Annotated in this window: 24 protein-coding genes and 1 pseudogene; 8 read left to right on the top strand and 17 right to left on the bottom strand. The window is 39.9% G+C overall.

The genetic code is table 11. From position 1 onward, the window contains the following. Positions 1-71: 71 nt before the first annotated feature. Positions 72-944: an S-methyl-5'-thioadenosine phosphorylase gene (locus C7B62_RS11615; protein ID WP_106236141.1), complete on the bottom strand. Its 873-nt coding sequence runs from the start codon at positions 942-944 to the stop codon at positions 72-74. Between the two features lie 86 nt (positions 945-1,030). Continuing rightward, a complete protein-coding gene (locus C7B62_RS11610; RefSeq protein ID WP_106236135.1) occupies positions 1,031-1,525 on the bottom strand; it encodes a hypothetical protein in 495 nt (164 codons plus the stop codon). A gap of 107 nt (positions 1,526-1,632) precedes the next feature. On the opposite strand from C7B62_RS11610, the gene C7B62_RS11605 reads away from it, so the two are divergent. Then, entirely contained in the window at positions 1,633-2,151 is a 519-nt protein-coding gene (locus tag C7B62_RS11605) for a phycobiliprotein lyase (protein WP_106236132.1), read from the top strand. On the opposite strand, the gene C7B62_RS26135 is transcribed toward C7B62_RS11605, so the two are convergent. The 5 genes from C7B62_RS26135 to C7B62_RS11590 all read right to left on the bottom strand — a co-directional run bounded on the left by C7B62_RS26135 (position 2,112) and on the right by C7B62_RS11590 (position 5,161). Then, positions 2,112-2,276: a hypothetical protein gene (locus tag C7B62_RS26135; protein WP_199194154.1), complete on the bottom strand. Its 165-nt coding sequence runs from the start codon at positions 2,274-2,276 to the stop codon at positions 2,112-2,114. The genes C7B62_RS11605 and C7B62_RS26135 overlap by 40 nt on opposite strands. Further along, entirely contained in the window at positions 2,245-2,886 is a 642-nt protein-coding gene (gene hisIE, locus C7B62_RS11600; RefSeq protein ID WP_106236128.1) for a bifunctional phosphoribosyl-AMP cyclohydrolase/phosphoribosyl-ATP diphosphatase HisIE, read from the bottom strand. The genes C7B62_RS26135 and hisIE overlap by 32 nt, the downstream gene beginning before the upstream one ends. 400 nt (positions 2,887-3,286) lie before the next feature. Beyond that, complete coding sequence (locus tag C7B62_RS25700; RefSeq protein WP_158260671.1) at positions 3,287-3,454, bottom strand: hypothetical protein; 168 nt, start codon at positions 3,452-3,454, stop codon at positions 3,287-3,289. Positions 3,455-3,752: 298 nt separating this feature from the next. Continuing rightward, positions 3,753-4,352 carry an ATP-dependent Clp protease proteolytic subunit gene (locus C7B62_RS11595; protein ID WP_106236126.1) on the bottom strand — a complete coding sequence of 200 codons (600 nt, stop codon included), beginning with the start codon at positions 4,350-4,352 and terminating at the stop codon, positions 3,753-3,755. A 119-nt stretch (positions 4,353-4,471) separates the two neighbouring features. Then, positions 4,472-5,161 carry an ATP-dependent Clp protease proteolytic subunit gene (locus C7B62_RS11590; RefSeq protein ID WP_106236124.1) on the bottom strand — a complete coding sequence of 230 codons (690 nt, stop codon included), beginning with the start codon at positions 5,159-5,161 and terminating at the stop codon, positions 4,472-4,474. A 245-nt stretch (positions 5,162-5,406) separates the two neighbouring features. On the opposite strand from C7B62_RS11590, the gene mgsA reads away from it, so the two are divergent. From mgsA to C7B62_RS11565, 5 genes are all read left to right on the top strand, one after another. Beyond that, entirely contained in the window at positions 5,407-6,699 is a 1,293-nt protein-coding gene (gene mgsA, locus C7B62_RS11585) for a methylglyoxal synthase (RefSeq protein WP_106236122.1), read from the top strand. A gap of 236 nt (positions 6,700-6,935) precedes the next feature. Continuing rightward, the gene (locus C7B62_RS11580; RefSeq protein ID WP_106236120.1) at positions 6,936-8,600 is read left to right on the top strand and encodes a GUN4 domain-containing protein; all 1,665 of its coding nucleotides are present in this window, start codon (positions 6,936-6,938) and stop codon (positions 8,598-8,600) included. Positions 8,601-8,647: 47 nt separating this feature from the next. After that, positions 8,648-9,067, top strand: coding sequence for a secondary thiamine-phosphate synthase enzyme YjbQ (locus C7B62_RS11575; protein WP_106236113.1), 420 nt, complete (start codon positions 8,648-8,650; stop codon positions 9,065-9,067). After that, the gene (locus C7B62_RS11570; RefSeq protein ID WP_370303916.1) at positions 9,064-9,423 is read left to right on the top strand and encodes a DUF952 domain-containing protein; all 360 of its coding nucleotides are present in this window, start codon (positions 9,064-9,066) and stop codon (positions 9,421-9,423) included. Before C7B62_RS11575 ends, C7B62_RS11570 begins: the two co-directional genes overlap by 4 nt. Positions 9,424-9,480: 57 nt before the next feature. Then, positions 9,481-9,906 carry an NUDIX domain-containing protein gene (locus tag C7B62_RS11565; protein ID WP_106236106.1) on the top strand — a complete coding sequence of 142 codons (426 nt, stop codon included), beginning with the start codon at positions 9,481-9,483 and terminating at the stop codon, positions 9,904-9,906. Positions 9,907-10,184: 278 nt separating this feature from the next. Here C7B62_RS11565 and C7B62_RS11560 read toward each other — a convergent pair whose 3' ends face one another. From C7B62_RS11560 to C7B62_RS11535, 6 genes are all read right to left on the bottom strand, one after another. Then, a complete protein-coding gene (locus C7B62_RS11560; protein ID WP_106236105.1) occupies positions 10,185-10,703 on the bottom strand; it encodes a ComEA family DNA-binding protein in 519 nt (172 codons plus the stop codon). 32 nt (positions 10,704-10,735) lie between these two features. Next, positions 10,736-11,125 (bottom strand): NINE protein, encoded by a 390-nt coding sequence (locus C7B62_RS11555; RefSeq protein ID WP_106236104.1) that lies wholly within the window; start codon positions 11,123-11,125, stop codon positions 10,736-10,738. Between the two features lie 291 nt (positions 11,126-11,416). Further along, positions 11,417-12,967: a trehalase family glycosidase gene (locus C7B62_RS11550; protein WP_106236102.1), complete on the bottom strand. Its 1,551-nt coding sequence runs from the start codon at positions 12,965-12,967 to the stop codon at positions 11,417-11,419. A gap of 68 nt (positions 12,968-13,035) precedes the next feature. Then, a complete protein-coding gene (locus C7B62_RS11545; protein ID WP_106236100.1) occupies positions 13,036-13,695 on the bottom strand; it encodes an HAS-barrel domain-containing protein in 660 nt (219 codons plus the stop codon). Between the two features lie 88 nt (positions 13,696-13,783). Then, the gene (locus C7B62_RS11540) at positions 13,784-13,975 is read right to left on the bottom strand and encodes an NAD(P)H dehydrogenase subunit NdhS (protein ID WP_106236098.1); all 192 of its coding nucleotides are present in this window, start codon (positions 13,973-13,975) and stop codon (positions 13,784-13,786) included. A 79-nt stretch (positions 13,976-14,054) separates the two neighbouring features. Further along, the gene (locus C7B62_RS11535; protein ID WP_146132085.1) at positions 14,055-14,744 is read right to left on the bottom strand and encodes a hypothetical protein; all 690 of its coding nucleotides are present in this window, start codon (positions 14,742-14,744) and stop codon (positions 14,055-14,057) included. Positions 14,745-15,270: 526 nt separating this feature from the next. On the opposite strand from C7B62_RS11535, the gene purL reads away from it, so the two are divergent. Further along, the gene (gene purL, locus C7B62_RS11530; protein ID WP_106236094.1) at positions 15,271-17,592 is read left to right on the top strand and encodes a phosphoribosylformylglycinamidine synthase subunit PurL; all 2,322 of its coding nucleotides are present in this window, start codon (positions 15,271-15,273) and stop codon (positions 17,590-17,592) included. A gap of 223 nt (positions 17,593-17,815) precedes the next feature. Then, positions 17,816-19,315, top strand: coding sequence for an amidophosphoribosyltransferase (gene purF / locus C7B62_RS11525; RefSeq protein WP_106236092.1), 1,500 nt, complete (start codon positions 17,816-17,818; stop codon positions 19,313-19,315). A gap of 48 nt (positions 19,316-19,363) precedes the next feature. Here purF and C7B62_RS27130 read toward each other — a convergent pair. The 4 genes and pseudogenes from C7B62_RS27130 to glyQ form a co-directional block, all read right to left on the bottom strand. Then, positions 19,364-19,507, bottom strand: a pseudogene (locus C7B62_RS27130) (hypothetical protein); the annotation flags it as partial. Positions 19,508-19,536: 29 nt separating this feature from the next. Continuing rightward, positions 19,537-21,423 carry an N-acetylmuramoyl-L-alanine amidase gene (locus tag C7B62_RS11520; RefSeq protein ID WP_106236089.1) on the bottom strand — a complete coding sequence of 629 codons (1,887 nt, stop codon included), beginning with the start codon at positions 21,421-21,423 and terminating at the stop codon, positions 19,537-19,539. Between the two features lie 28 nt (positions 21,424-21,451). Next, the gene (locus tag C7B62_RS11515) at positions 21,452-22,525 is read right to left on the bottom strand and encodes a Fe(3+) ABC transporter substrate-binding protein (protein ID WP_106236085.1); all 1,074 of its coding nucleotides are present in this window, start codon (positions 22,523-22,525) and stop codon (positions 21,452-21,454) included. A 118-nt stretch (positions 22,526-22,643) separates the two neighbouring features. Next, entirely contained in the window at positions 22,644-23,522 is an 879-nt protein-coding gene (glyQ, locus tag C7B62_RS11510; protein ID WP_106236165.1) for a glycine--tRNA ligase subunit alpha, read from the bottom strand. Between the last annotated feature and the right edge of the window lie 167 nt (positions 23,523-23,689).

Raw genomic sequence — 23,689 nt, 5'->3', positions numbered from 1 at the left:
AAAACGTCCCCTAAAAGACTTCTTAAGGACTAACTTCGTGTCGTTCTAAAAGCAAAATATCCGCTTAAAGATCAAAAATACTTTTTAGTTAATAAAGACAGTTTTGCTTTAGTTGCAGAGGGAATCTGATCGGGGGGAGTTAAAATGGCATATTTCAAAGCCGAATGAGCCATTGATTCTGGCGGATTGGTATGTAGTTGTTGGACTGTTGCTTTAATTACCAATTGAGCATTGATGGCATTTTTCTGCAAATTTCCAATAATCATATCCACCGTAACGCTGTCATGGTCGGGATGCCAACAATCATAATCTGTTACTAGTGCCAAGGTAGCATAGGCTATTTCTGCCTCTCTGGCTAATTTAGCCTCAGTCAAATTAGTCATGCCAATAACTGTTGCATCCCAACTGCGGTAGAGATTAGATTCCGCCTTGGTCGAAAATGCAGGACCTTCCATACAAACATAAGTGCCACCGCGATGTAAATTTACATCTGACAAATTTAATGAATCTACAGCATCAGCCAAAACATGGGCAAGATTGGGGCAAATAGGATCGCCAAAGGCAATGTGCGCAACCAATCCATCGCCAAAAAAGGTGGAAACGCGATTTTTAGTGCGGTCAATAAACTGATCGGGAATTACCATATCTAGAGGTTTAGCAGCTTCCTTAAGTGAGCCAACGGCAGAAGCAGAAATAATATATTCAACCCCTAATTGCTTGAGCGCATGAATATTGGCACGAAAAGGCAATTCTGTAGGCAAAAGGTGATGATTGCGCCCATGACGAGCCAAAAAAGCCACGGTTGAGCCTTCTAGTTGACCAATGATAATCGCATCTGAAGGATCGCCAAAAGGAGTGGTTAACTTGACTTCCTGAATATCTTTAAGAGCATCCATTTTGTATAGACCACTGCCACCAATTATGCCAATTTTTGCCTCGATCATAAGTCTGTCAAATTCTAGTTGTAATTATGCCCGATTATTTTAACGAGCTTGATATGCTTCTGGCACAAATTGATAACAAAAGGATGTTACTCTTCAAGTTCAGTGGCTAATATCAAAGGCATAACTTCTGTCCCAGGATCAAAGGTGAGGTTACTGGCAAGGCGATCGCGAATCAATTTGGCAATCATTTGATTAAGCCGATACATTTCTGGGCAAGAATTAAAACGGTACTTAACATCGATAATTCGCTGTTTTTTCAGCAGGGTTTTACTTTTCTTTTTTTCTTCTACCTGTTTGCTGCGGTTACGTAGAAAGATATCAGGTTTTTCATCACGACTTTTAACATCAGGCAATATATCTGAGCGATAATTACGCCAGTATCCTTTAAAGTTTTCACTTTTCGGATTCTTATAGAGCTTGAAACTATCTAACGTGGGAATATATAAAGAATAAAATTCTCCTTCTTTAAGCACCTGAAAGCACCCCCAGTCTTTTTCCTGGCGGTTAAGCAAGATATCTAGAGTCAATTCTAAAGAAGGTAATTCGGTAACAGAAGTCGGGTAATTTTGTTGGCTATACATAAGATTGGGGCAAAAGTGGCGGTGTTGCTAAGAAAACCAAGATATGTTCAATTAATTAAAGGCAGTAATTGAAACAATCTCTATCGAGTCGGTAAAATCATATAATCATGAATTTAGAAAAATTCCTCAGCTTAAGTGCAGGTAAATGGTTTAGTCAGCGCACCAACTATTTTTTAGACCAGAATCAATCCGCCAGCAGCAAGGCTGATATTACCATTGAATTGCTAGCTGCTGATGATTCACGAGTATTAGAACTTTGTCGCCAGCATAATTTAGACTCAAGTTTGGCTGTCGGTGGCGCAGTTCAAAGCTGGGATAACTCCGTTGACTGGGGTAAAGATAAACAGGTGGGTTCAGCAACTATTGTTTTAGTGAGTAACCCAAATAGCGATACTACAGGAAAACTTCTTCGTCCTCAAGATTCTAAAGTTGTAGGAAACTATGTTTTTGGTCAGGATGAGGCACTAACTCTGATGATTGAAACTGATGAAATGTCTGCCGAAGAACGACAGTGGTTTGCCAGTGATAATTTTAAAATGCGTACCACGGTAGTTAAATATCGTGACGGTACTAAGCAAACCTCATTTTACTCGGAAATACGCAAAGCAGTGACCAATGACCAATGACCAATGACCAATGACCAATGACCAATGACCAATGACCAATGACCAATGACCAATGACCAATGACCAATGACCAATGACCAATGACCAATCAATTTATCTTCTAGATTGTAGTTGCCGATAAACATCGCGGATGTCTACCTTGTGATAAGCCAACGCAACTAAAGTATGGTATAGCAAGTCTGCCACTTCAGAGGCGATTTCTGCTGGTCGATCGTCTTTGCAAGCCATGACTACTTCGGCTGATTCTTCACCAATTTTTTTGAGGATTTTGTTGTCTCCCCCCGCAACTAACTGGCAGGTATAGGAAGATTCTGTCGGGTTTGCTAGGCGATCGCAAATCACGCGATAGACTTGTGATAAAGTGTCGGCAGGAGGTGCAAGCTTGCGCTCATCAATCTGATGAAAACAGCTACGCTCCCCTGTATGACAAGCAATATCTCCAACCTGTTCAATGGTCAGGAGTAAAGCATCACTATCACAATCGTAACGCAGCGATCGCACTTTTTGAATATGTCCTGAAGTTGCCCCTTTGTGCCATAATTCCTGACGGGATCGACTCCAGTACCAAGTTTCCCCCGTAGCCAAAGTTTTCTGTAACGATTCTTGATTCATCCAGGCCATCATTAACACTGTACCGTCAAGATAGTCTTGAGCGATCGCAGGTACTAACCCTTGTTCGTTGTAGCGAATTTTGTCTAGAGGCAGACTGTAATTTTTAGTTTTACTTGACGACATCGTATTTGTACAAAATTATAAAGTCAGAAGTGATTTAACAACCTTTTTAGTTCAAACTTCGGCGTTGCTGAATCGGTGTATGATTATGAAAATTTTTACGGTTTTGTGAATATTAAAAAAGCTTAGAGCTTACGGCTTATAGCTACAAACCGTATTACTATCAGTTTTACATTGTATTCTTGTCCTCAAGGATAAGCTTCGCAAATGGTATACTTTGAATCAGCAACGCCCAAATTTCAAGCTATCTTTTTTCCTCACTCCTCTTTCATCCCTATCAAGATTGTCACGCGAAAACGGATAATTTCCAAATTTAGTTGATTATGAGTTGTACTACAAATTTATTGAAACAAAAAAGCTGCTCCACAATCTGAAGCAGCTCTGACAATTTCAATCTTAAAACTTAAATCAATCTATATTCGATATAAGCCTCACTAGAATTAACAATCTCCAGGCTGCCCCAAGATTCCAAGTCTTTGAGATAATTAAGATTTTTTTTGGTGTTTAGCACTCTACCGATAAAAGTATCTCTACTTTTTCTGATGTTGCTTCTTAAAGTGTGCATGTTCATTGTTTTAGACTCGATATTCAGTTATTTACCAATTTGTCAACAGTATAAATACTAATAGTTAATTATTAGCAAACCTAATGTATATTTATATTTCTTAAGCATAATTTGCTAATAGCTGAAGAGTTTAAATACTGTCATGCAAATGTTTACTAATGTTTACCTCAAAATTGTGCAAGAAGCTTGTCTGGAATTTTGCAACTTTTAGAGTTACACAAGTAATCGTAAAAATAATTAAACAAAAAACTGGCAAGTTTAATTAACTCACCAGCATATTGAAATTATTAACTAATATCTTAGACTACTGCTTGTCTTCAATTACCTGATCGATTAGACCATATTCCATCGCTTCATAAGCTGACATAAAATAATCGCGATCGGTATCTTTTTTGATTTTTTCGATAGATTGTCCTGTATTGTCTGCCATCATTTGATTCAACTGGTCACGAATGCGCAGAATTTCTTTGGCTTCGATGTCAATATCTGTCGCCTGTCTGCGTCCTTGAACACCCCCTAAAGGTTGGTGAATCATAATCCGCGAATGAGGAAGCGCCAAACGCTTACCTTTAGTGCCACCGCAGAGCAAGAATGCCCCCATCGAGGCAGCTAAACCAACACAGATAGTTACTACCTCAGACTTGATGTGACGCATCGTGTCATAGATTGCTAACCCAGCAGTTACAGAACCGCCAGGAGAGTTTATATAAAGGTAGATTGGTTTACCAGGATCTTCAGAATCTAGGTAGAGCATGATCGCAATAATCTGGTTAGCGAGATTATCGTTAACCCCTCGACCAAGAAAAATAATTCGCTCACGATAGAGACGGTCATAAATGCTAATCCAGTCGCTATACTGCTGACCAGGCATTTGATAGGGAACTTTTGGGATACCAATGGGCATAGATTTTTTACCTTTATAAGGGTTTCTTGTGTTCTTTTTTTTTAGCTTTGAATTATTAGCTCTTGATTTACCTGACGGCTGATAACTGATAGCTGATAGCTGACGGCTGATAGCTTAATTTAACTAAGAGCAGCTACGGGAGTCGGTAAATCCCTGGTACTTTCTAAAACTTTATCGATTAATCCATACTCCTTAGCGTCTTGAGGAGTCATATAGAGCATTCTATCTGTATCTTTTTCTAGCTTTTCTACTGATTGACCAGTGTTACGACTAAAGATTTCTAAAACAGCGCGCTTGTTTTCAATAACTTCTTTAGCGCGAATCTGGATATCTGTAGCTTGTCCTCTAGCACCCTGGCGAGGCTGATGCAGAATAATTGTGCCGTTGGGTAAACTGGCACGATAGCCTTTAGCGCCAGAAGAGAGAATCATTGCTGCTGTTCCCATCGCCTGACCAATACAGATAGTATGAACCTGGGGCTTAATATAATCCATAGTGTCACAGATAGCAAAAGCTTCTGTTTCAAAACCGATCGAGTCTCCGCCATACCAAGAAGTACCAGTAGAGTTGATGTACATGGTGATTGGTTTATCTGGATCATCAAATTGTAGAAAGAGTAATTGAGCTACGATCAGCTCCGTAACGTCAATTCCCATTTGGTCTTTATACTCATCGGGAGAAACTAAGGGAAGACCTAAATAGATAATGCGCTCTTTTAATAGTAGAGAAGGTAAATCTGGGGGTGGAGTGCGATAGTTGCCACCGCCTCCTCTATAGGGAGCTTGTACTGCCTGAATTGGTGAATCCATAGTTTTATTAGTAAATTTACCTCTTACGTTCGTTATATTGTTATCTACGCGACAAATTGACGGGAGAAACAATATCTAAGCTCTAATTATTGCTTTGATGTCAGAGTTCGTACAAATGATTTTAACGCATCTATCTACCAGGATTTACCTTGTTTTAACCTTTAAAACCGAACTTCAACCGAACTAACCGAACTATTGGTATTTATTCAGTTATTAGCTGCCCCATTCAACTATGGCTAGAACTTATGGCTAGAACAATTGCTCTAATTGCCCACGACGCGAAAAAAGACGAAATAGTAAATTTTGCCCTCAGCCATCAGCCTCTGTTGTCCCGCTATCATTTAATTGCTACAGGGATTACAGGGAAAAGAATCAAGGACGCAACTAAGCTGGAAATAGAAATCATGGCATCAGGTTCATTGGGAGGAGATGTCCAAATCGCTGCTAAAGTCGTGGCGGGGGAAGTGATTGCTGTAATTTTTTTAATCGATCCTTTAAACGCACAACCTGATGAGCCAGACATTCAGGCACTACTGCGGATTTGTAATTTACATTTAGTTCCTTTGGCGACTAATTTGGCAACGGCAGAAGCGATCGCCAATAGTTTTGCTCAGAGTTTAGTAGCTCATTTAATTTTCAATCCCGTGTCGGGTGGTGGTAACGGTCAACAAGATCTGGAATTTATTAAACAAACTTTAGAGCCTCATTTGCACTTGGAAGTGCATTTAACTAGTCCTGATATCGATCCGCGAGAATTAGCCGAACAGGCGATCGCTCAGGATGCTGACTTAATTATTGCTTCGGGCGGGGATGGTACAATTTCGGCAGTGGCAGGGGCAGTTATCGGGACAGAGATTCCCTTGGGCGTTATCCCAAGAGGTACGGCGAATGCCTTTGGTATGGCCCTGGGTATTACCCAACAAATTAACCAACTTAGAAGAGCTTGTGAAATAATTTTGGCAGGGAAAGTTAGAACCATTGATGCTGCTCTATGTAACAACTTGCCTCTCATTCTCTTGGCGGGAATTGGTTACGAAGCCGAAACTATCGAAAAAGCCGATCGCGAGGCCAAAAACCGCTGGGGTTCCTTGGCTTATCTGATGGCAGGTTGGCGACAATTGGACGAACAGCAATTGTTTGAGGCGGAAATTGAAATTGCTGGAGAAATCAGAACTTTTCAAGCAGGAGCAATTACCATTGCCAATGCGGCACCTCCTACCTCAGTATTAGCCCAAGGAATAGGCGAAGTGATTGTCGATGATGGTTTACTAGATATTACGATTGCTACCGTGGATAATAAGCTCCAGGCGGTGACTACTATTTTAAGCATGTTGGGGGCTGCTCTGATTAGAACTAACGCGGGATTAGAAAATGTCGTTCATTTGCGATCGCCAAAAGTAAAAATTTCCGCTATCCCAAAACAAAAAGTTGTGCTGGATGGAGAAATGATCGGTAATACGCCTCTAGAAATTGAATGTCTGCCCCAAAGTCTGAAGGTGTTTGCCCCCGTTTCACAAAACAAGAATGATAAGCAATAATGTAGCAAGTTCGACCAGCTTAAATTGCTGCAAGTAATAAGTTTCAGTTCATCTGCTGTCTAGTGATCGGCAACTTCCAGTTATTATTTTGCAACAATTACTAGAATAGCTAATAATGATCGAGGTCTAATCAAGTCAAATTTTTTGCTCAGTTTAAGGAAATAATCTTGCCGAAAAATTAGTTAATTAGTTAATTCAATTATTAATACTAGTAGTTATTTATTTAATACCAATATATGAAATCTAAGTATAAGCTCACTCAATTAACCATTGCCAAAGCAGCAAGTAGTATTTTGGCATCAGGTTTACTATTTGGCGCGATCGCCATTCAACCGACTAAAGCTGAACCTCATTCTAATTCTATAGCCCAGGCTCTTGCTCCAGAAGAAGTGAATCTTCGTGCTAAACAAATTGTTGTCCGCATAGATGGGGCGAATGTTGGTTCTGGCTCAATCCTTGAATACCAGGATGGCAACTATACTGTCTTAACCAACTGGCATGTAATGAAAAATCAAGGGAGCTATACCGTACAGACTATTGATGGTCGAAAACATCAGGTAACAGCCAGCAGCATTAAACAATTGCCAGGAGTAGATCTGGCTACATTTCAATTTAGCAGTGACCAAAATTATCAAACTGCCGAATTAGGAGATTCTAGTAGTCTGAGTGAAGGGCAAATTATCTATTTTGCGGGTTATCCAGGGGAACTACGGCGGGAAGATAATCGTTATTATCGCTTTTTTACGGCTAATATAGTTGGTATTTTGCCAAAATCTACTGAAAATGGCTATTCTCTAATTTATAGTGGAGAAGCCTTTCCTGGTATGAGTGGAGGGCCTGTTTTTAGTCGTGATGGTGTCATGATTGGAGTTCATGGAGAAGCGAATGTTAATGCGATCTCAGGAGGCACTTCCAACTATGCCATTCCGATTGTTAGCTATCAACAGGCGATCGCCAAATTAAAGGCTCAACCCACCGCTCAAACTCCACCAGCAACGACCAACCCAAAACCTGAAGTAGCAGCTCAAAACCCCCCAGTTAAAACACCAGCATCCACTAGCCAACAGTCATCACCTAATTCCCCCAACGTTTCTTCCGTTCCCACCTTTTCTTCTGGAGGCAAACCCGCCCAAAAACCAGCAACTAAACCTGAAATAATTGTTGACACCGAAACCGAACCCAAACAGCCAGAACTAACCAAAAAACCCGAAGTAATTGTCGAAACCGAATCCAAGCAGCCAGAAGTGGAACAAGTTGCTGTGACAAATGGTAGAAAAATTGCCTTGCTTTCTCCAAGAACTGGAATTGATTACACTAAGTTACGCGATCTACTGAAGCAGGGCAAATGGTCAGAAGCAGATCTGCATACCTATCAACTAGTCGAACAAATTATCAAGTCCGCTAAAAATGACAACAAGCATGTCTTTATCGAATTAAAAACTATTGCCAAATATTCTTGTCCTGACATTAGAACCGTAGACTATCTTTGGAAGAAATACAGTAACGATCAATTTGGCTTTAGCCCACAACAGAAAGTATGGCAAAGCGTCAATCAGGATGGAGACTTTTCCACTCAAACTTGGCGACGTTTCGCTACGGAAGTAGGTTGGAAAAAAGGAGATACTATTAATGGTAGCGGTTATCTACTTTACGATCAGCTTGAATTTGAGCCGTCAAAAGCACCCCCAGGACAGCTACCCTGGTGGTTTTCCCTCCCAGATGAAGAACAAAAGGTAATTAAATCTTTATTTGCCCGCTGTAATTTTAATCCTACAACCGCCGAGCTGGAAGCAGAAGCAAAAGACAATTCTGGCGACACGGCTCAAAACCCCGATCATAATAATTTTAATAGCAAGAAACAGCCCAATATCAGCAAACCGCCTAAATCTAATCAGAATTAAAGTCTAAAGCTTAGAGCTACTATCTTTAAAATTAACCGCGATCGCCAATGAAACAACATCAAATAGCTTTAAAAATCAAAACTACAGGTAAATCTCTCCATAAGATTACCAGCCAAGTAGAACAGGCTGTGGCTAAATCCAATGTAGTCACAGGACTCTGTACAATTTTTGTCCGCCATACGTCTGCTTCTTTGTTAATTCAAGAAAATGCCGATCCTGATGTTTTAATTGATTTAGAGAACTTTTTTGCCCAACTAGTACCTGAAGATGCCAGCCGCTATATCCACGGTGCAGAAGGTGTGGATGATATGCCCGCTCATATTCGCTCTGCTCTAACTCATACCTCAGAACAGATTCCAATTTCTAGCAACAGGTTGGTTTTGGGTACTTGGCAGGGAATATATCTTTGGGAGCATCGTCAACGGGGTAACTATCGAGAAATAATCGTTCATATTAGTGGTGAATAGTCATTTTCAGTCCAAATACCTATCACATAACTTCTGTCACCGAATGGCAGGAAGCTAAAACCACTGGTGAATACAAACCAAAAGGATTTGCCCAGGAGCAGTTTATTCACCTTTCCTATAGTCATCAACTCTTGACCGTAGCTAATCGTTTTTATGCAGCGCAAAACGGACTTGTTATATTAGTGATCGATTCATCTAGAATAAAAGATGGTCTAATTGAGGAAAATCTAGAGGGGGGTATTGAATTATATCCTCACTTTTATGGCGTATTGCCGATTGATGCTGTGATTGATGCGATCGCCTTTCCCTGTAATGCTGATGGTAGCTTCGACTTACCAGTCGAATTAAACATTTGAATATGACTTGAATCATTTATCTTGACGAGGATCGTCTCTGTCCTGCGCTCGCTTTCCATGGAAAAAGTAAAATCCTGCGGTGTAATCTGCTTCACAAAAACTAAAAAACCATCATTTTTGTTGATGAAGCGATCCTATCGTTATGATTTGCCCAAAGGTCATATTGAACCAGGCGAGACAGAATTACAGTGCGCCCTACGAGAATTATTTGAAGAGACGGGAATTACTAGAAAGCAAGTCTGCTTAGAATTGGATTTTCGCTTTCGCACAATTTATTATCCTCGTTATCGACGTTTTGGGGGAGAAAAAGTAGAGAAATCTTTAGTTATTTTTTTTGGCTGGGTAAGTGAAGAATTAGAAATTGTCATGACCGAACATAGTTCTTCTGAATGGGTTAAATGGAATCCCCCTCACTATTTTCATAACCGAATTATTGACGAGTTATTAGAAACGGTAGAGCGGAAACTGATGCTTGAGCGCTAGAAATTAAAAGCTCATAAAGTCGATAAAGATTTAGATATAAATATTATTACTTTACGTCTGGTGTGAATTAAAAATTGCTTGTGAACTAGTACTTGTCATAGTAAATTTTAATTCAAGGGATGAAATCAGGTTGTTTCGCTGTTACTGGGTAATATTTAAAAGCTAAAAGCTAATAACTAATAGCTAATAGCTACGAACTAGTAAACTCGAACGAAGCTAATTCACACTAAGCGTACTTTGTAAAATCATCCCCAAAATTGTCTTAACTCGAACCTAAATCAGGTAAAGCTTACATAGTGCATTATTTGCGAGATTAAATCGCTATCAAGGTTGAGACGGGATGATAAGTCAACAAGGTTGCGATATTTTCCCTCTTGTTGCCGTTGGGATACAATTTTTTGAGCTAAGTCACAACCTATGCTAGTAATAGCAGCAAGTTCTTGGATCGAGGCGCTATTAATATTTATTTTTACTGGACTCAGAAGACTAAGACGATCGTAATACGCAAAAGCTAAAATGGGTTCATAGGACTGCAAATGTTGCACAGAAACATTGATCGCCGCAGCAATATCCTCTAAACAAACTAACTCTACTCCCATTCTGACCAATTCTACCAGCGATCGCGCCTGATGAATAGAAACTCCTGGGAGTCGCAGCCAGTCATCCACCGTAGCTAAATTAACGTCAATTTTAATCCCTAATTCAGCAGCGATCGCAATTTCGGTTAACGACTGAAAACGATAGTAAGGATCGTTGGCTATTTTCTTTTTAATTCCAATCTGAGATAGTTTAAACATAGGAATTATAACTAACAACTAACAACTAATAATCAACTGATTTGCTCTAAAAGCTGACGGCGTTTTTGTTCAAACTCATATTCTGTAACCAAACCATCTTCTCGTAGCCGATCGAGTTCCCGCAAGGCTTCGGCGATCGCTTTTACCTGGGGAGCGCTACTCAAATTAAAGTTATTTTGATGTCCATTAAATTGATGCTCAAACTGTTCTAAATCTTGCACCAAATACCACACAGCATCAATTGCCGAAGCAATATGAGGAATGGGCGTAGACCACAATAAAAGATACATGATGCCCCATACTGGCTGACCTAAATATAGTTTATGTAGTCCTATAACAGGGGATACAGTACCTAATAGCGCTAAGGCTACAGCGAAACGACGCTCTTTATGATATTTAAAAAGTTGATCTAGTACAGACATGCAAAATTTGACTACCCTCAATAATTGAGTTTACTTTAGCCTATTTTTTTGATGTATCCCAGCCCAAAACTACGCACAAAAAAATAATTATAGTCATTTTAATTAATTTCCCTATGGTTACTTTGTATTAATGATGATGGTGAATTTTACTTGTTACTTGTGAGACAGTTGCGTTGCGGAGGTTTCCTCCGTTGAGCAAACTGTCGAACCCGAAGGGTTACTTGTTACTTGCTACTTCGTTATAAGATCCACTGGTTGCTATTTGAAATGACTATAGTTGGTAGGCGATTTCTACAATTCTAAAATTCTTAACAACTCCAAAACCACCCCATTTGTCCAACCGAAGCCAATTTCGTTAGAACTATAGCCAAACAAGATTTCTTCAGAAACGTTAGCCGAACAAGTACACACATCATATTTTTCCACTAGCGTCCCAGTTTGATTAAATTCTTGAACCACCATGGTTAAAAACTTACCTGCAATCCTTTTGGCATCTTCTTCGTAACCGTAGCGCAGCAATCCTTCGACGGCGATTAAATTTAAAGGAGCCCAGCCAAAAGGAGCATCCCATTGATTTCCACTAACGTGAGTACTGGTCAGTATACCTCCTGGTTGCTCAAATTTAGCTAAATTCTGCCAAACTCGTTGACCTTGTTCTTCAGAAGCAATCCCCGCCCACAGAGGATAAAAGGTGGTAGCATACTCGTATTGTCTGCGTTTGCCAGTACGGAAATTGTAGTCAAAATAAAGCCCTGCCTCTTCATCCCACAAAAACTGATTAATTCTTTCTTGGCGTAAAGAAGCGCGATCGCGCCATTGAGTTGCTATCCCCTCATAACCGAGAATTTCGTTGATTTTAGCGGTATCTTTCTCCATTTGCACCAACAAAACGTTGAGGCAGACAGGCGCATAGTGAATAATATCGATACTAAAAGGGCCAAAACGATTGGTGATATCAAATCCCGACTCTCGCATCGAGCGATCGCCTTGATAAAATAACTCGCTTAACTCATCTGTTTGGCGATCGTAATACAGGTTGACATCGTAATCGTCGAATTGAAAGTCACGGTAATATTCTTTGACGCGATCGTAATGAGTTCTTCCCTGTTCATCTAATTCTGATACTACTACTTCTGGCGCAGGACCATGTCCTAAAGCTGCATAGTGAGACAATCCTGTGGCTTGATTGAGATGAGGTGGTACATTCCAGTAATAGTAATAGGTTTCTATAGTCGGCAACATCGACTGCAACCATTGTTGATCTTGAGTATGTTCGTGAGGACGCGAGATTTGAGGCTGCCTCAAATCTTTCAGCTGTTCGTAAACTTTTAAGATTGCAGGAGTAAATATTGGCGGCTGCGATCGCGTCAACAAGTAGGTACGATTGGCATTAAGAATCATTCCATAATGCTCAATCTCATAAGCCAACTGATCGACCATGTTTTGAGCGAGCTGCAATTCTCGGTCTTGTAATAGTCCTAAAATAATAAAATAACTATCCCAACCGTACATTTCGTTAAAACGTCCGCCAGGCACTACGTAGGGATGAGGCAGATAAAGTAAACCATGTTCCTCGATTGATTCTACCTCAGCAGGTAATACCCGCAGTTCAATTTGTTGACATGCTTCAGCCAAAATTTGCTGTAGAGATATCTTGATGCGATCGAGATCCTCCTGGGGTGAAACATAAACTAACCAGCGTTGCGCCGATTTATGCTCAATTTTAGGATCTCTAGCTGCTGCGAGAAGGTCTTTTGGAGAACGAGTTAAAGTTTTCCAAGTATGTTTGATGTAGGTTTTGACCTTGTTTATATCTGTAGCGTTAGGTAACTGGATTGTCATACTCGGCGTGATTTTGGTTCAAAATATTTAGCTTGCTACACTATCAATTTCAGCTTAAAATTTAGTTGCTACCAGTGAATTTGGCTCAAAATATAGCGCAGGCGATCATAATCATCTTTGAGCAGAGTACTGAGAGTGCGTCCTACATTCACCAGCCAATCTCGATTTGCCTGACGCTGACGATAAACATCTCTGACTGAAGCTGCCACCAAAGATTCGACAGGAATATCTTTGACTGATAATAAAGTTCTCAGAAAGTCTAATTTTTCGGTAAAGTGAACCACTTCCACCTGGTCGCAATGATAAACCGACTGATGAATTTGAGGTGGGCGAGGAGGCAGGTATTGATATACTTGACCTAAATTATTACCGTTCAAATTATTAGGCGTTTCAAACCCGACAATCGCTGCTTTAAACTCAGTTTTCAGCATGGCAAAAATTTGAGGCTGCTGTTCCCGCAATTCTTCTAAAGATAAACCTAAGGCTCTTGCACGGTGAACTGAATCAATTGGACTAGTCGTAACATAAGTGACGACGGCAAAGATTTTATTCCCCGATTCTTCATCAAAAGACTTGATCCAGCTACCAAAAGGAGGCATTACAGGAAACTTCAGATCTTCGGGTTCAAGACATTGGGCTAGATATTGAGTGGTTGAAGTTTCGATCACCTCTCCAATATGCTGAGGATTGCGACCATCGACTGTAAATTGAGGCAGGGGAAGACGCATTATTGAAGACTGGAAGGGATAAACAGTATAAGGATAATAAGATCATACTTTTTTTCTCTTAACTACCCCGATCTTGAGTAGATTAACCTTATTTTTTCTTCTTGGTTAAATCTACCGCTGCCAATTCTGACAGATTGAAAGTCACTAATTTATCCCAGTTGCCACCTTCAAATAGCACCGCTACTTTACCATCATCAATACGCTGTACCAATCCTTGGTAGTTGAAGTAGATATCGTCAGAATTGGTAACTTTAACCGTTGCACCAGGTAAAATAATCATTTGCTTAAATGCGATCGCTTTTGGGAGAATAATTTATTTTACCTAGTTTACCAAGTAAACCCCTGGTTGGTGAAAGAAATCAATCCTTAATCGCATCTAGGATTTCATCAGTAGTTGGTTTGTAGTTAGGCTCGACTAGTTCAATATTTTCTTTCCAAATATAATAAACTTGCTCAATTGTCCCTTCGTGGTGACTCCAAGAACCCGTGTAATCAATAAAGTTTAGCCTAACCAAGAGCCATTCTTGATTAGGTGAATCTAATGGTTTGGTAGCAAAAATAAATCCCGCCTCATTATCTTGGTATTCGTACAATTCAAGAGCATACAAAGAACCTTGCCACCCATATTCTCCCGAAATTGTTGCCTCGATCGCCGCTCTTTCAGTGTTGTTTTTAGGAGTAAAAATAAACGCTTCTTCTGGAATTTCTTGATAAATTACTGGTGACCAGCTAAATTTACTTAGCATAAAGTCTGCTAGTTTCTGTAAACCCTGTTTGTCTTTGGTCATGAGCCAAACTTCTGGCTCTAAGCGATTACTAATTGTCCACTGAATTTCGTTTCTAAATTTGTATGCTACAGCAGCAAAAGCGGGATCAAAAACTAACTTGTAATCGATACCGATATAACCTTCATTTAGCAATTGTTCAATAGTTTTTTGTGAAGGAAAAGGTTTTTTATAAGAAAAGTCATAATGTACTGGTCTAGTTTGCAAATCAAAGTCCAGATAGGTATTATTTGTCCGTAGTTTATTTATCTTATTGTATTTCATGATAAATATTATTTTTTTCAGAACTAATAATTTATTATTCCCCAAATAAATATTAAACATATAGTTGTTATTTCAAATCAGTTAATATGAGATATGAAATTATTTTTTTTATCTCTCGATAAATGCTTAAACCATTAAAAACTCAAAGTCAATTTTAAATTATTGGAATAATTTGGCTAAGTGTAAGAAGTAAAAAAATCTCAATATTTTTAATCATTATCTCATTGCAATAATTTTTAGCAATAAATTTTAAAGTTACCTTACCCTTAACAAAATCAGATTTCAAGCTTGCTGTTCAGTAAATATTTAAGTAAGCATTTAAAACATTAGTAAATTAAATAGTCACAGCTAATTATTACGATTAACTTGGAGAGAATTTAGCTCTCAAATTGATTCAAAAGTGGGCGATCGCTAAAATTTAATTTTTGTAATCTAAATAATTTAAAAATATAATTAAAAAATCATGATTGTATTTGACCAAGATATAGATAAAATAAGGCTTGTGCCAAGAGTTAAAAAGTGATCTATGTCTGAGATTGGGTCAACCCCCTTTAGTGCTGAAGAAATCGCCTCAGAAGGTATCAAGCCAGAGGAATATCAAGAAATTGTCAATCGTTTGGGTCGCCATCCCAACAAAGCCGAGTTAGGTATGTTTGGGGTCATGTGGTCAGAACACTGCTGTTATAAAAATTCTCGACCGCTTTTAAGCCAGTTTCCCACCACAGGAGAGAGAGTCTTAGTCGGTCCAGGCGAAAATGCTGGGGTAGTAGATTTAGGCAATGGTCTACAGCTAGCATTTAAAATTGAATCCCATAACCATCCTTCAGCAGTTGAACCATTTCAGGGGGCAGCTACAGGTGTCGGCGGTATTTTGCGGGATATTTTTACTATGGGGGCCCGTCCCATTGCCATACTTAATTCTTTGCGCTTCGGTAATTTAGAAGATGCCAAAACCAGACGTATATTTCAAGGGGTAGTTGAAGGCATTTCTCACTACGGTAATTGCATTGGCGTGCCAACGGTGGCAGGAGAAATTTACTTTGATCGGGCTTATTCGGGTAATCCTTTAGTCAACGCGATGGCTTTAGGACTAATGGAAACCAATGAGATTGTTAGGTCTGGGGCATCAGGGATCGGCAACCCAGTACTCTATGTAGGTTCAACTACTGGCAGAGACGGCATGGGGGGAGCAAGTTTTGCTAGTTCGGAGTTAACCGATAATTCGATGGACGATCGCCCTGCGGTACAGGTAGGAGATCCCTTTTTAGAAAAATCTTTAGTAGAAGCTTGTTTAGAAGCTTTTAAGACTGGCGCAGTAGTAGCCGCACAGGATATGGGGGCAGCAGGATTGACCTGTTCTACCTCCGAGATGGCGGACAAGGGTGGCGTAGGTATCGAACTAGATTTGGACTTAATCCCCGCCAGAGAACCAGGCATGACTCCTTATGAATACCTTCTGTCTGAGTCTCAAGAAAGAATGCTATTTGTGGCGCAAAAGGGTAGAGAACAAGAATTAATTGATATTTTCCATAAGTGGGAACTTCAGGCAGTGGTAGCTGGTTCGGTAATTGCAGAACCCGTTGTGAGAATTTTATACCAGGGAGAAATAGCAGCAGAAGTTACTGCTACTGCCTTAGCGGATGATACTCCTATTTATCACAGGGAATTGTTAACCGAACCCCCCGCTTATGCCAAAGAAGCTGCTCAATGGACGACAGATAGTTTACCTGGCTGCGATTATCAAGGCATAGACGTTCAGGGAACTTACAAAACCTGGAATGAGATTTTGCTCCAGCTATTAGATACTCCCACCATCGCCTCGAAGCAATGGGTATATCGCCAGTATGATCATCAGGTACAGAATAATACTATTCTCTTGCCTGGAGGGGCAGATGCAGCAGTAATTAGAATCCGCCCTATAAATGCCAAACTAGAAGACTGTACGATTGGCGTAGCAGCCACCACCGACTGTAACCCCCGCTATGTCTACCTAGATCCTTATGAAGGTGCAAAAGCAGCAGTCGCCGAAGCAGCCCGAAATCTAAGCTGTGTTGGGGCAGAACCTCTAGCAATCACGGATAATCTCAACTTTGGTAGTCCTGAGAAACCCGTGGGCTATTGGCAACTAGCCAACGCTTGCAAAGGGATAGCCGATGCCTGTCGGGAATTATCCACTCCTGTTACGGGAGGCAATGTTTCCCTCTACAACGAAACTGTAGATTCAGAGGGTAATCCTCAGCCGATTTACCCAACTCCCGTAATTGGCATGGTAGGTTTAGTTCCTGATCTCACTAAAATCTGTGGACAGTCTTGGACGAAGGAAGGAGACGTTATATATCTCTTGGGAAACTCTAATTATGTTCTCGGTGGATCTGAATATTTAGCAGCAGTTCACGAAACCGTAGCTGGAAAACCACCTATAGTTGATTTTGAGCTGGAAAAAAGTGTTCAGAATGCTTGTCGCTATGGTATTCGTCAGGGCTGGATTCAGTCGGCTCATGATTTAGCTGAGGGGGGATTAGCAGTTACTTTAGCCGAAGCCTGTATAGGCAATAGTCTGGGGGCAACAGTTAATATCTCTGTTTCTGAGTCTCAACGTCTAGATGAAGTTTTGTTTGGGGAAGTAGCTAGCCAAATAATTGTCTCTGTCAGTCCAAAGCGAATAAATAGCTGGGAAACTTATCTTGATAATCAGTTGGGCAATTGCTGGAGCAAAATAGGCGTAGTTAGTCAGCCCCGCTCAGCACTAAAGATTTTAACTAATGATAATCTATCGTTAATTAATGTTAAGATCATAGAGTTAGCTATTACTTGGTCTCAGGCAATAGAAAACAGATTAGTCTTCTGATGTTTAGTTGAAATTGAATTAGTAACAAAACAACTAAATTTTTGCATTACGTAAGTATATCTCTGGAATTTGTAGCCAGAAAATCTTTAGATCAAAACTATTTTTCAAAGCACTTTTAAAAAACTAACAAGCATTTAATCTGGAAGATGTTAAGAGCATTTCCTAGTAAATACATATATACCTGTAAATACTTATTACCCAAAGGTAGGAGCCAGCCAGTAGCATGATGCCACAACAATCTTTCGATTTGACCGAAGATTCTAATTCTTTGTGGGATATTCAGAGAGTTGATAAGCCAGAAGAAGCCTGTGGTGTGTTTGGGGTATATGCCCCAGAAACAACTTATGATGTAGCCAAACTCACCTATTTTGGTCTTTATGCTCTACAACACCGAGGACAAGAATCAGCAGGAATCGCTACTTTAAATAAAGGCGATCTCTATTGCCACAAAGATATGGGATTGGTTTCTCAGGTATTTAGCGAAGAAATATTAGGGCAGCTACCAGGAGAAATTGCAGTTGGTCATACACGTTATTCAACTACTGGTTCTAGTTTAAAAGAAAATGCTCAACCTGTAGTATTAGATACCAGACTAGGGAAACTAGCTCTGGCTCACAATGGAAATTTAGTCAATGCCGTCGAACTCCGCCAGCACTTAATTCAGCGAGAGGCTAATTTTATTAGCTCCACAGATTCTGAGATGATTGCTTTAACGATCGCCGATGAAGTTAATCAGGGTAAAAACTGGATTCAGGGTGCAGTAAACGCCTTTAAACTATGTGAAGGTGCTTATAGTTTAGCGATCGCTACTCCTGATGGCTTAATGGGAGCGCGCGATCGCAACGGCATTCGTCCGCTGGTAATTGGCGTACTGCCAAACGAAGATGAAAAACACCAGCGCTATGTCTTATCCTCGGAAACTTGTGGCTTAGATATTATCGGTGCCGAATATGTCCGTGACGTAGAGCCAGGGGAATTAGTTTGGATTACTGATTCAGGAGTAGCATCAGTAATTTGGACAAAAGAAGCCGATAGAAAGCTTTGTATTTTTGAAATGATCTACTTTGCTCGTCCTGATAGTGTAATGCACAATGAGACTTTGTATAGCTACCGTATTCGCCTGGGCAGACAGCTAGCGAGAGAATCTTTTGTCGATGCCGATCTAGTGATTGGTGTTCCCGATTCGGGTATTCCTGCGGCGATCGGTTTTTCTCGTGAATCTGGGCTAGCCTACGGTGAAGGGTTGATCAAAAATCGTTATGTCGGGCGTACTTTTATTCAACCTACCCAGAGCATGCGAGAAGCTGGTATTCGCATGAAGCTTAATACTCTTAAGGATGCTTTGCAGGGCAAAAGAATTATCATTGTTGATGATTCAATCGTGCGCGGTACAACCAGCAAAAAAATTGTTAAAACTCTAAGAGATGCTGGGGCGACGGAAGTACACATGAGAATTTCTTCTCCTCCTGTAACCCATCCTTGTTTTTATGGCATCGATACCGACAACCAAGATCAGCTAATCGCTGCAACTAAATCTGTAAAAGAGATTGAAGCAAGAATTGGGGTTGATACCTTGGCATATTTAACTTGGGAAGGAATGCTAGCAGCAACTCAGGAAAATACTAATAATTTCTGTTCGGCCTGCTTCACAGGGAATTATCCTGTTACTATCCCCGAAGATGTCAAACGCTCTAAATTGATGTTGGAAAAAACTAAGGTTTAAATATAATTGTACAAACCTACTAATTTATACTTTGACCGCTTTCCGCGGTCAGCCGTTCTCTGCCTTGAAAAGGCAGAGAACGGCTGACCAGTTATTTTTCCAGTTGTATATTGTTTTTCGACTAACTCCAAAGATGAGGATCAATTCTTCGAGATCGTATTTTGAGTTGATCAGTAATATACAGTGCGCTCTAACTCTTACTTGGTAGTTTTTACTTTGGTTTAAAAGCGATCGCTCAAAAAGTCTTGCTTCATTTGAGCAGACTCAACCTTAAAAAACCATTCTTTAATTCCTTGAGCTAGAGTTTTGGCTAACTCTTTTTGTTCTTGTTCATCGGTAATCCATTCAAACTCTTCAGGGTTAATCATAAAACCCAATTCCAACAAAATAGAAGGTGCAGTGTGAGGGCGCGTTAAAGCCAAATTATTCCAGAAAGTGCCAGCATCAGGACGATTTAATTTTTCTACTAAATAATCGTGTAAAAACATTGCAGGTGCTTGAGCCTGAGTATTGTACCAAAAACTACTGATTCCCTGGGTACGTTCAGCATCTCCATCATCAGGCAAGGCATTGTAATGAAGGGAAATAGCTAGATCGGGCTTGATCTTGTCAATCATTGCCACTCTTGCTTCCAGAGATAGATTTTGATCTTGCTCTCTAGTTAGATAAACTATTGCACCCAATTGTTTTAATTCATCTCTAACTAATTTGGCAATAATTAAATTAGCTTTTTTCTCGGAGTATCCTGTTGCTCCTTTTGAACCTTGTTCCTTACCTCCATGTCCAGGATCTAGTAAAATTTTGATCTTTTCTAAAGGCTTTTGATCATCAAACTTAGTTACATTATCTGTAATTAAATCATCTAAATTATCGTATTTGCTGGATTCCGCGACAGATATCGATAAGATTTCAGGAGGATAGCGTAGGGAAAATATTAAATTAGAGCCTTTATAGTGCAGATCATAACCCCACTGCTGTTGATAATTGAGTACAAAAGTATAGTTAATTTGCGTTGGTGATACCTGCTGCCAATCGAGACGTTTGATTAAAGGATCGGCATCAAGGCGAATTGTATCAGTTTGAGCAGTTATATTGTGCAGAGTTAAAGTGATGCTATCTTCTTGCTGCTTAATTTCTATAGGTACAGGCATTTGTAGTGGGAACAAAATTTCCGTTGCCGATTTTGTTTGTCTAGAGGTGATTCCTCTAATGATGGACTGAGGGGGAATATTTCCAGGAATAAACTTGGTTTCCTCTGCTTTAATCCACGCACCATAATCTAGCCTTAGCCATTCACCCTCTCGACCTGTCACTCTAGCTCTTGTACCTTTAGGCAGAGGAGTTAAACGAGAATAATCACTACTCGCTCCCGTTCTAGCTACACCTACATCAGCAACTACTTCGACTACCCTAATATCTTTTGGGTCAAGAATATTAATTTGCCCTTGACTTTGACTAGTGACTATTTGATTATTTTGCTCTAAAGTAAATGTAGCTCTACCATAGTTATGAGCAACATCAAGCACGGTGCAACCTTTATATTGACCAAAATTCTGTTGATCCTGAGTTCTAGTCTGTGATGTCAATACCGCAGAATTAGCAGGTAACTCGACCGAGTCGATTTGGGGGATGAGCAAAATTTTGCTTTTGCCTATTTGTGCTGAAACTTTGGCATTTGGTGGAGCTACGGCACTAAGGCAGATTGGTTCATGGGGTAAAAGAGCCAGATCTACTGCTGGAGTTAAAGAGCCAGGAGCAAAAGTTAAAGTTTTAGGTACTTCTGGCTGACTACTGATGCGGGTAATTTTGAGTCTTATAGTCTGATCTTCTTGACGAACAACAAAGATATTTTCACCCATTCTCAAGGGCAAGCTGGGAGCAAAATGCCCTGAAGCACTACGATTAATAACTTCTTGCCCGTTAATCAAAACAGGTTTTTTAGGTGATGCTGTACCTATAAAAAAGATTTTCTCGGCGATAGTTTCGTGTTTTGGCGGTGGATAAATTACAGACAAGGCTGACTCTGCCTTGACAGATAAGGAAGTCCCCATCATGCCACTCATCAGCAGAACCGCAGTTAAAGCTGCTACACCGAGAAATCGTTTCATTTATTTACTACTTACTTGGGTGCTTAGATTATTTCCATCCTGATTGATCCATAATCTTAACCGCATTAGCATTGTTTTTCCCATAGGCAGCAACGTTAGTAGTATCGTCCTTAAACTCGCCAAAACTTTTTACTACTTCCTTAAGAGGTGTGCCTTCTACCACAGGATATTCATTATTTTCTACTGCAAAAAATTTCTGAGCTTCAGGGGTGGCAAGATATTCAAGAAAGGCGATCGCATTTTCTTGATCTGGAGCATTTTTCAACATTCCCGCACCACCAACATTAACGTGGGTTCCTCGATCTTTTTGATTGGGAAAGATTACGCCAATTTTGTCAAATATTTCTGGCTCATCTTCGTATCTAGCTAAGTAATAAGTATTTGCAAGAGTAATATCTGCAATTCCTGCTGCTACGTCCTCAATATTTCCTGTATCGGTACTCTGAGGAGGACGAGCCAAATTAGCTACTAATCCTTTAATCCATTCTGCTGTCGCTTCCTCTCCTTTTGCTTCAATCATTCCAGCAACTAAAGACTGATTATAAACATTACTGGACGAACGCATAATTAATTTGCTTTTCCACTTAGGATTTGCCAAATCTTCATAGGTAGATAGATCTGTAGGGTTCACTTTATCTTTGTTGTACATAATTACCCGCGCCCGTTTACTAAAAGCAAACCAAAGATTATTAGGCGAACGTAAATTAGCAGGAATTTTTTGATTTAAAACTTCTGAATTTACTGGAGCAAACACACCAGCCTGTTCAGCACGCCACAATCTGCCGCCATCAACGGTAATCAATATATCTGCGGGACTATTTGCCCCCTCGCTTTTAATTCTTTCAATTAATTCGTCATCTTTACCTTCAATCAAATTAACTTTGATCCCCGTTTTCTCAGTAAAACCTTCATATAATTGCTCATCAGTATTGTAGTGACGAGCAGAGTAAATATTTACCTGCCCAGCTTGTTTCGGCGCTTCTTCTATTTTGGTTTCGCCTTGGGGTTGTTCTGGCTTGGGTTGGCTACAGGCAACAACTATCGCTGCTGTACTAACGCCCAGAAAAAAACGCCGAGAAAGCTTACTTATCTGATTATCCATAAAATTTTATCAAGCTATATCTTTAAGAAAGAGAATATTTTTAGACTTTCTATCATACAGCTTTTGCTATTAATTCTCAATAAGCTTAAGTTTGTTCAAATCTTCAAATGGATAGATGCTAACCAATCTTTTGTAATGGAAAACCCAAGCTTTCTCTTTGGTCTAAATACAATTGAGCAACTTGTCTAGCCATACTGCGAATTCTGCCTATATAGCGAGTTCTTTCCGTAACGGCAATAACCCCCCTAGCATCCAATAAATTAAAGCTATGAGAACACTTAAGAACATAATCCAGGCTAGGAACCACTAAACCTCGCTCAATTAGTTGCTTTGCTTCTTGCTCATAAAGATTAAATAAACTAAATAGTAAATCGGGATCGGAGGCTTCAAAGTTATAGGTACACTGCTCGATCTCAGCTTGTAGGAAAATATCTCCATAATTGAGGCGATCATTCCACTTGATTTTAATTATCGCATCCGCATCTTGTAGATACATAGCCAATCTTTCCAAGCCATAGGTAATTTCAATCGAAACAGGATTACAATCAATTCCGCCACACTGTTGAAAATAAGTAAACTGAGTTACTTCCATACCATCTAGCCAAACTTCCCAGCCTGCACCCCAAGCACCAACTGCTGCGTCTTCCCAATTATCTTCAACAAAGCGAACATCATGATCCTCTGGGCTAATTCCCAAGGCTTTTAGAGAATCTAGATATATTTCTTGTATATTGTCTGGAGACGGTTTGATGAGCACTTGATACTGATAATAATGCTGAAACCGATTTGGATTTTCGCCATATCTACCATCCGTCGGTCTTCTACATGGTTCCACATATGCCACTGACCAGGGTTCTGGACCTATAGCTCTTAGGAAAGTACTAGGGTTTTTAGTTCCTGCTCCCTTTTCTGTATCATACGACTGAACAATAATACAGTTGCGATTACACCAAAATTTGTTTAGAGTGGCAATAATTTCTTGGAAGGATAAAGACATAGAAAAATACTGTTTAAATATCTGCCCAAACACCATAGCATGACTGGCTTTTGGAAGTATCAGAAAAAATAATTTAAAATTATTTTCTTCCAAGGGGTTGACAGAGCTTGTAATAGTCCCTATATTGGTAAATGCGCGGTTGAGAGGGATTCGTCCCCCGCAAACGC

The sequence above is a fragment of the Pleurocapsa sp. CCALA 161 genome, assembly GCF_003003995.1.
Taxonomy (GTDB): domain Bacteria; phylum Cyanobacteriota; class Cyanobacteriia; order Cyanobacteriales; family Xenococcaceae; genus Waterburya.
This window is presented reverse-complemented; position numbering and strand designations above follow the sequence as displayed.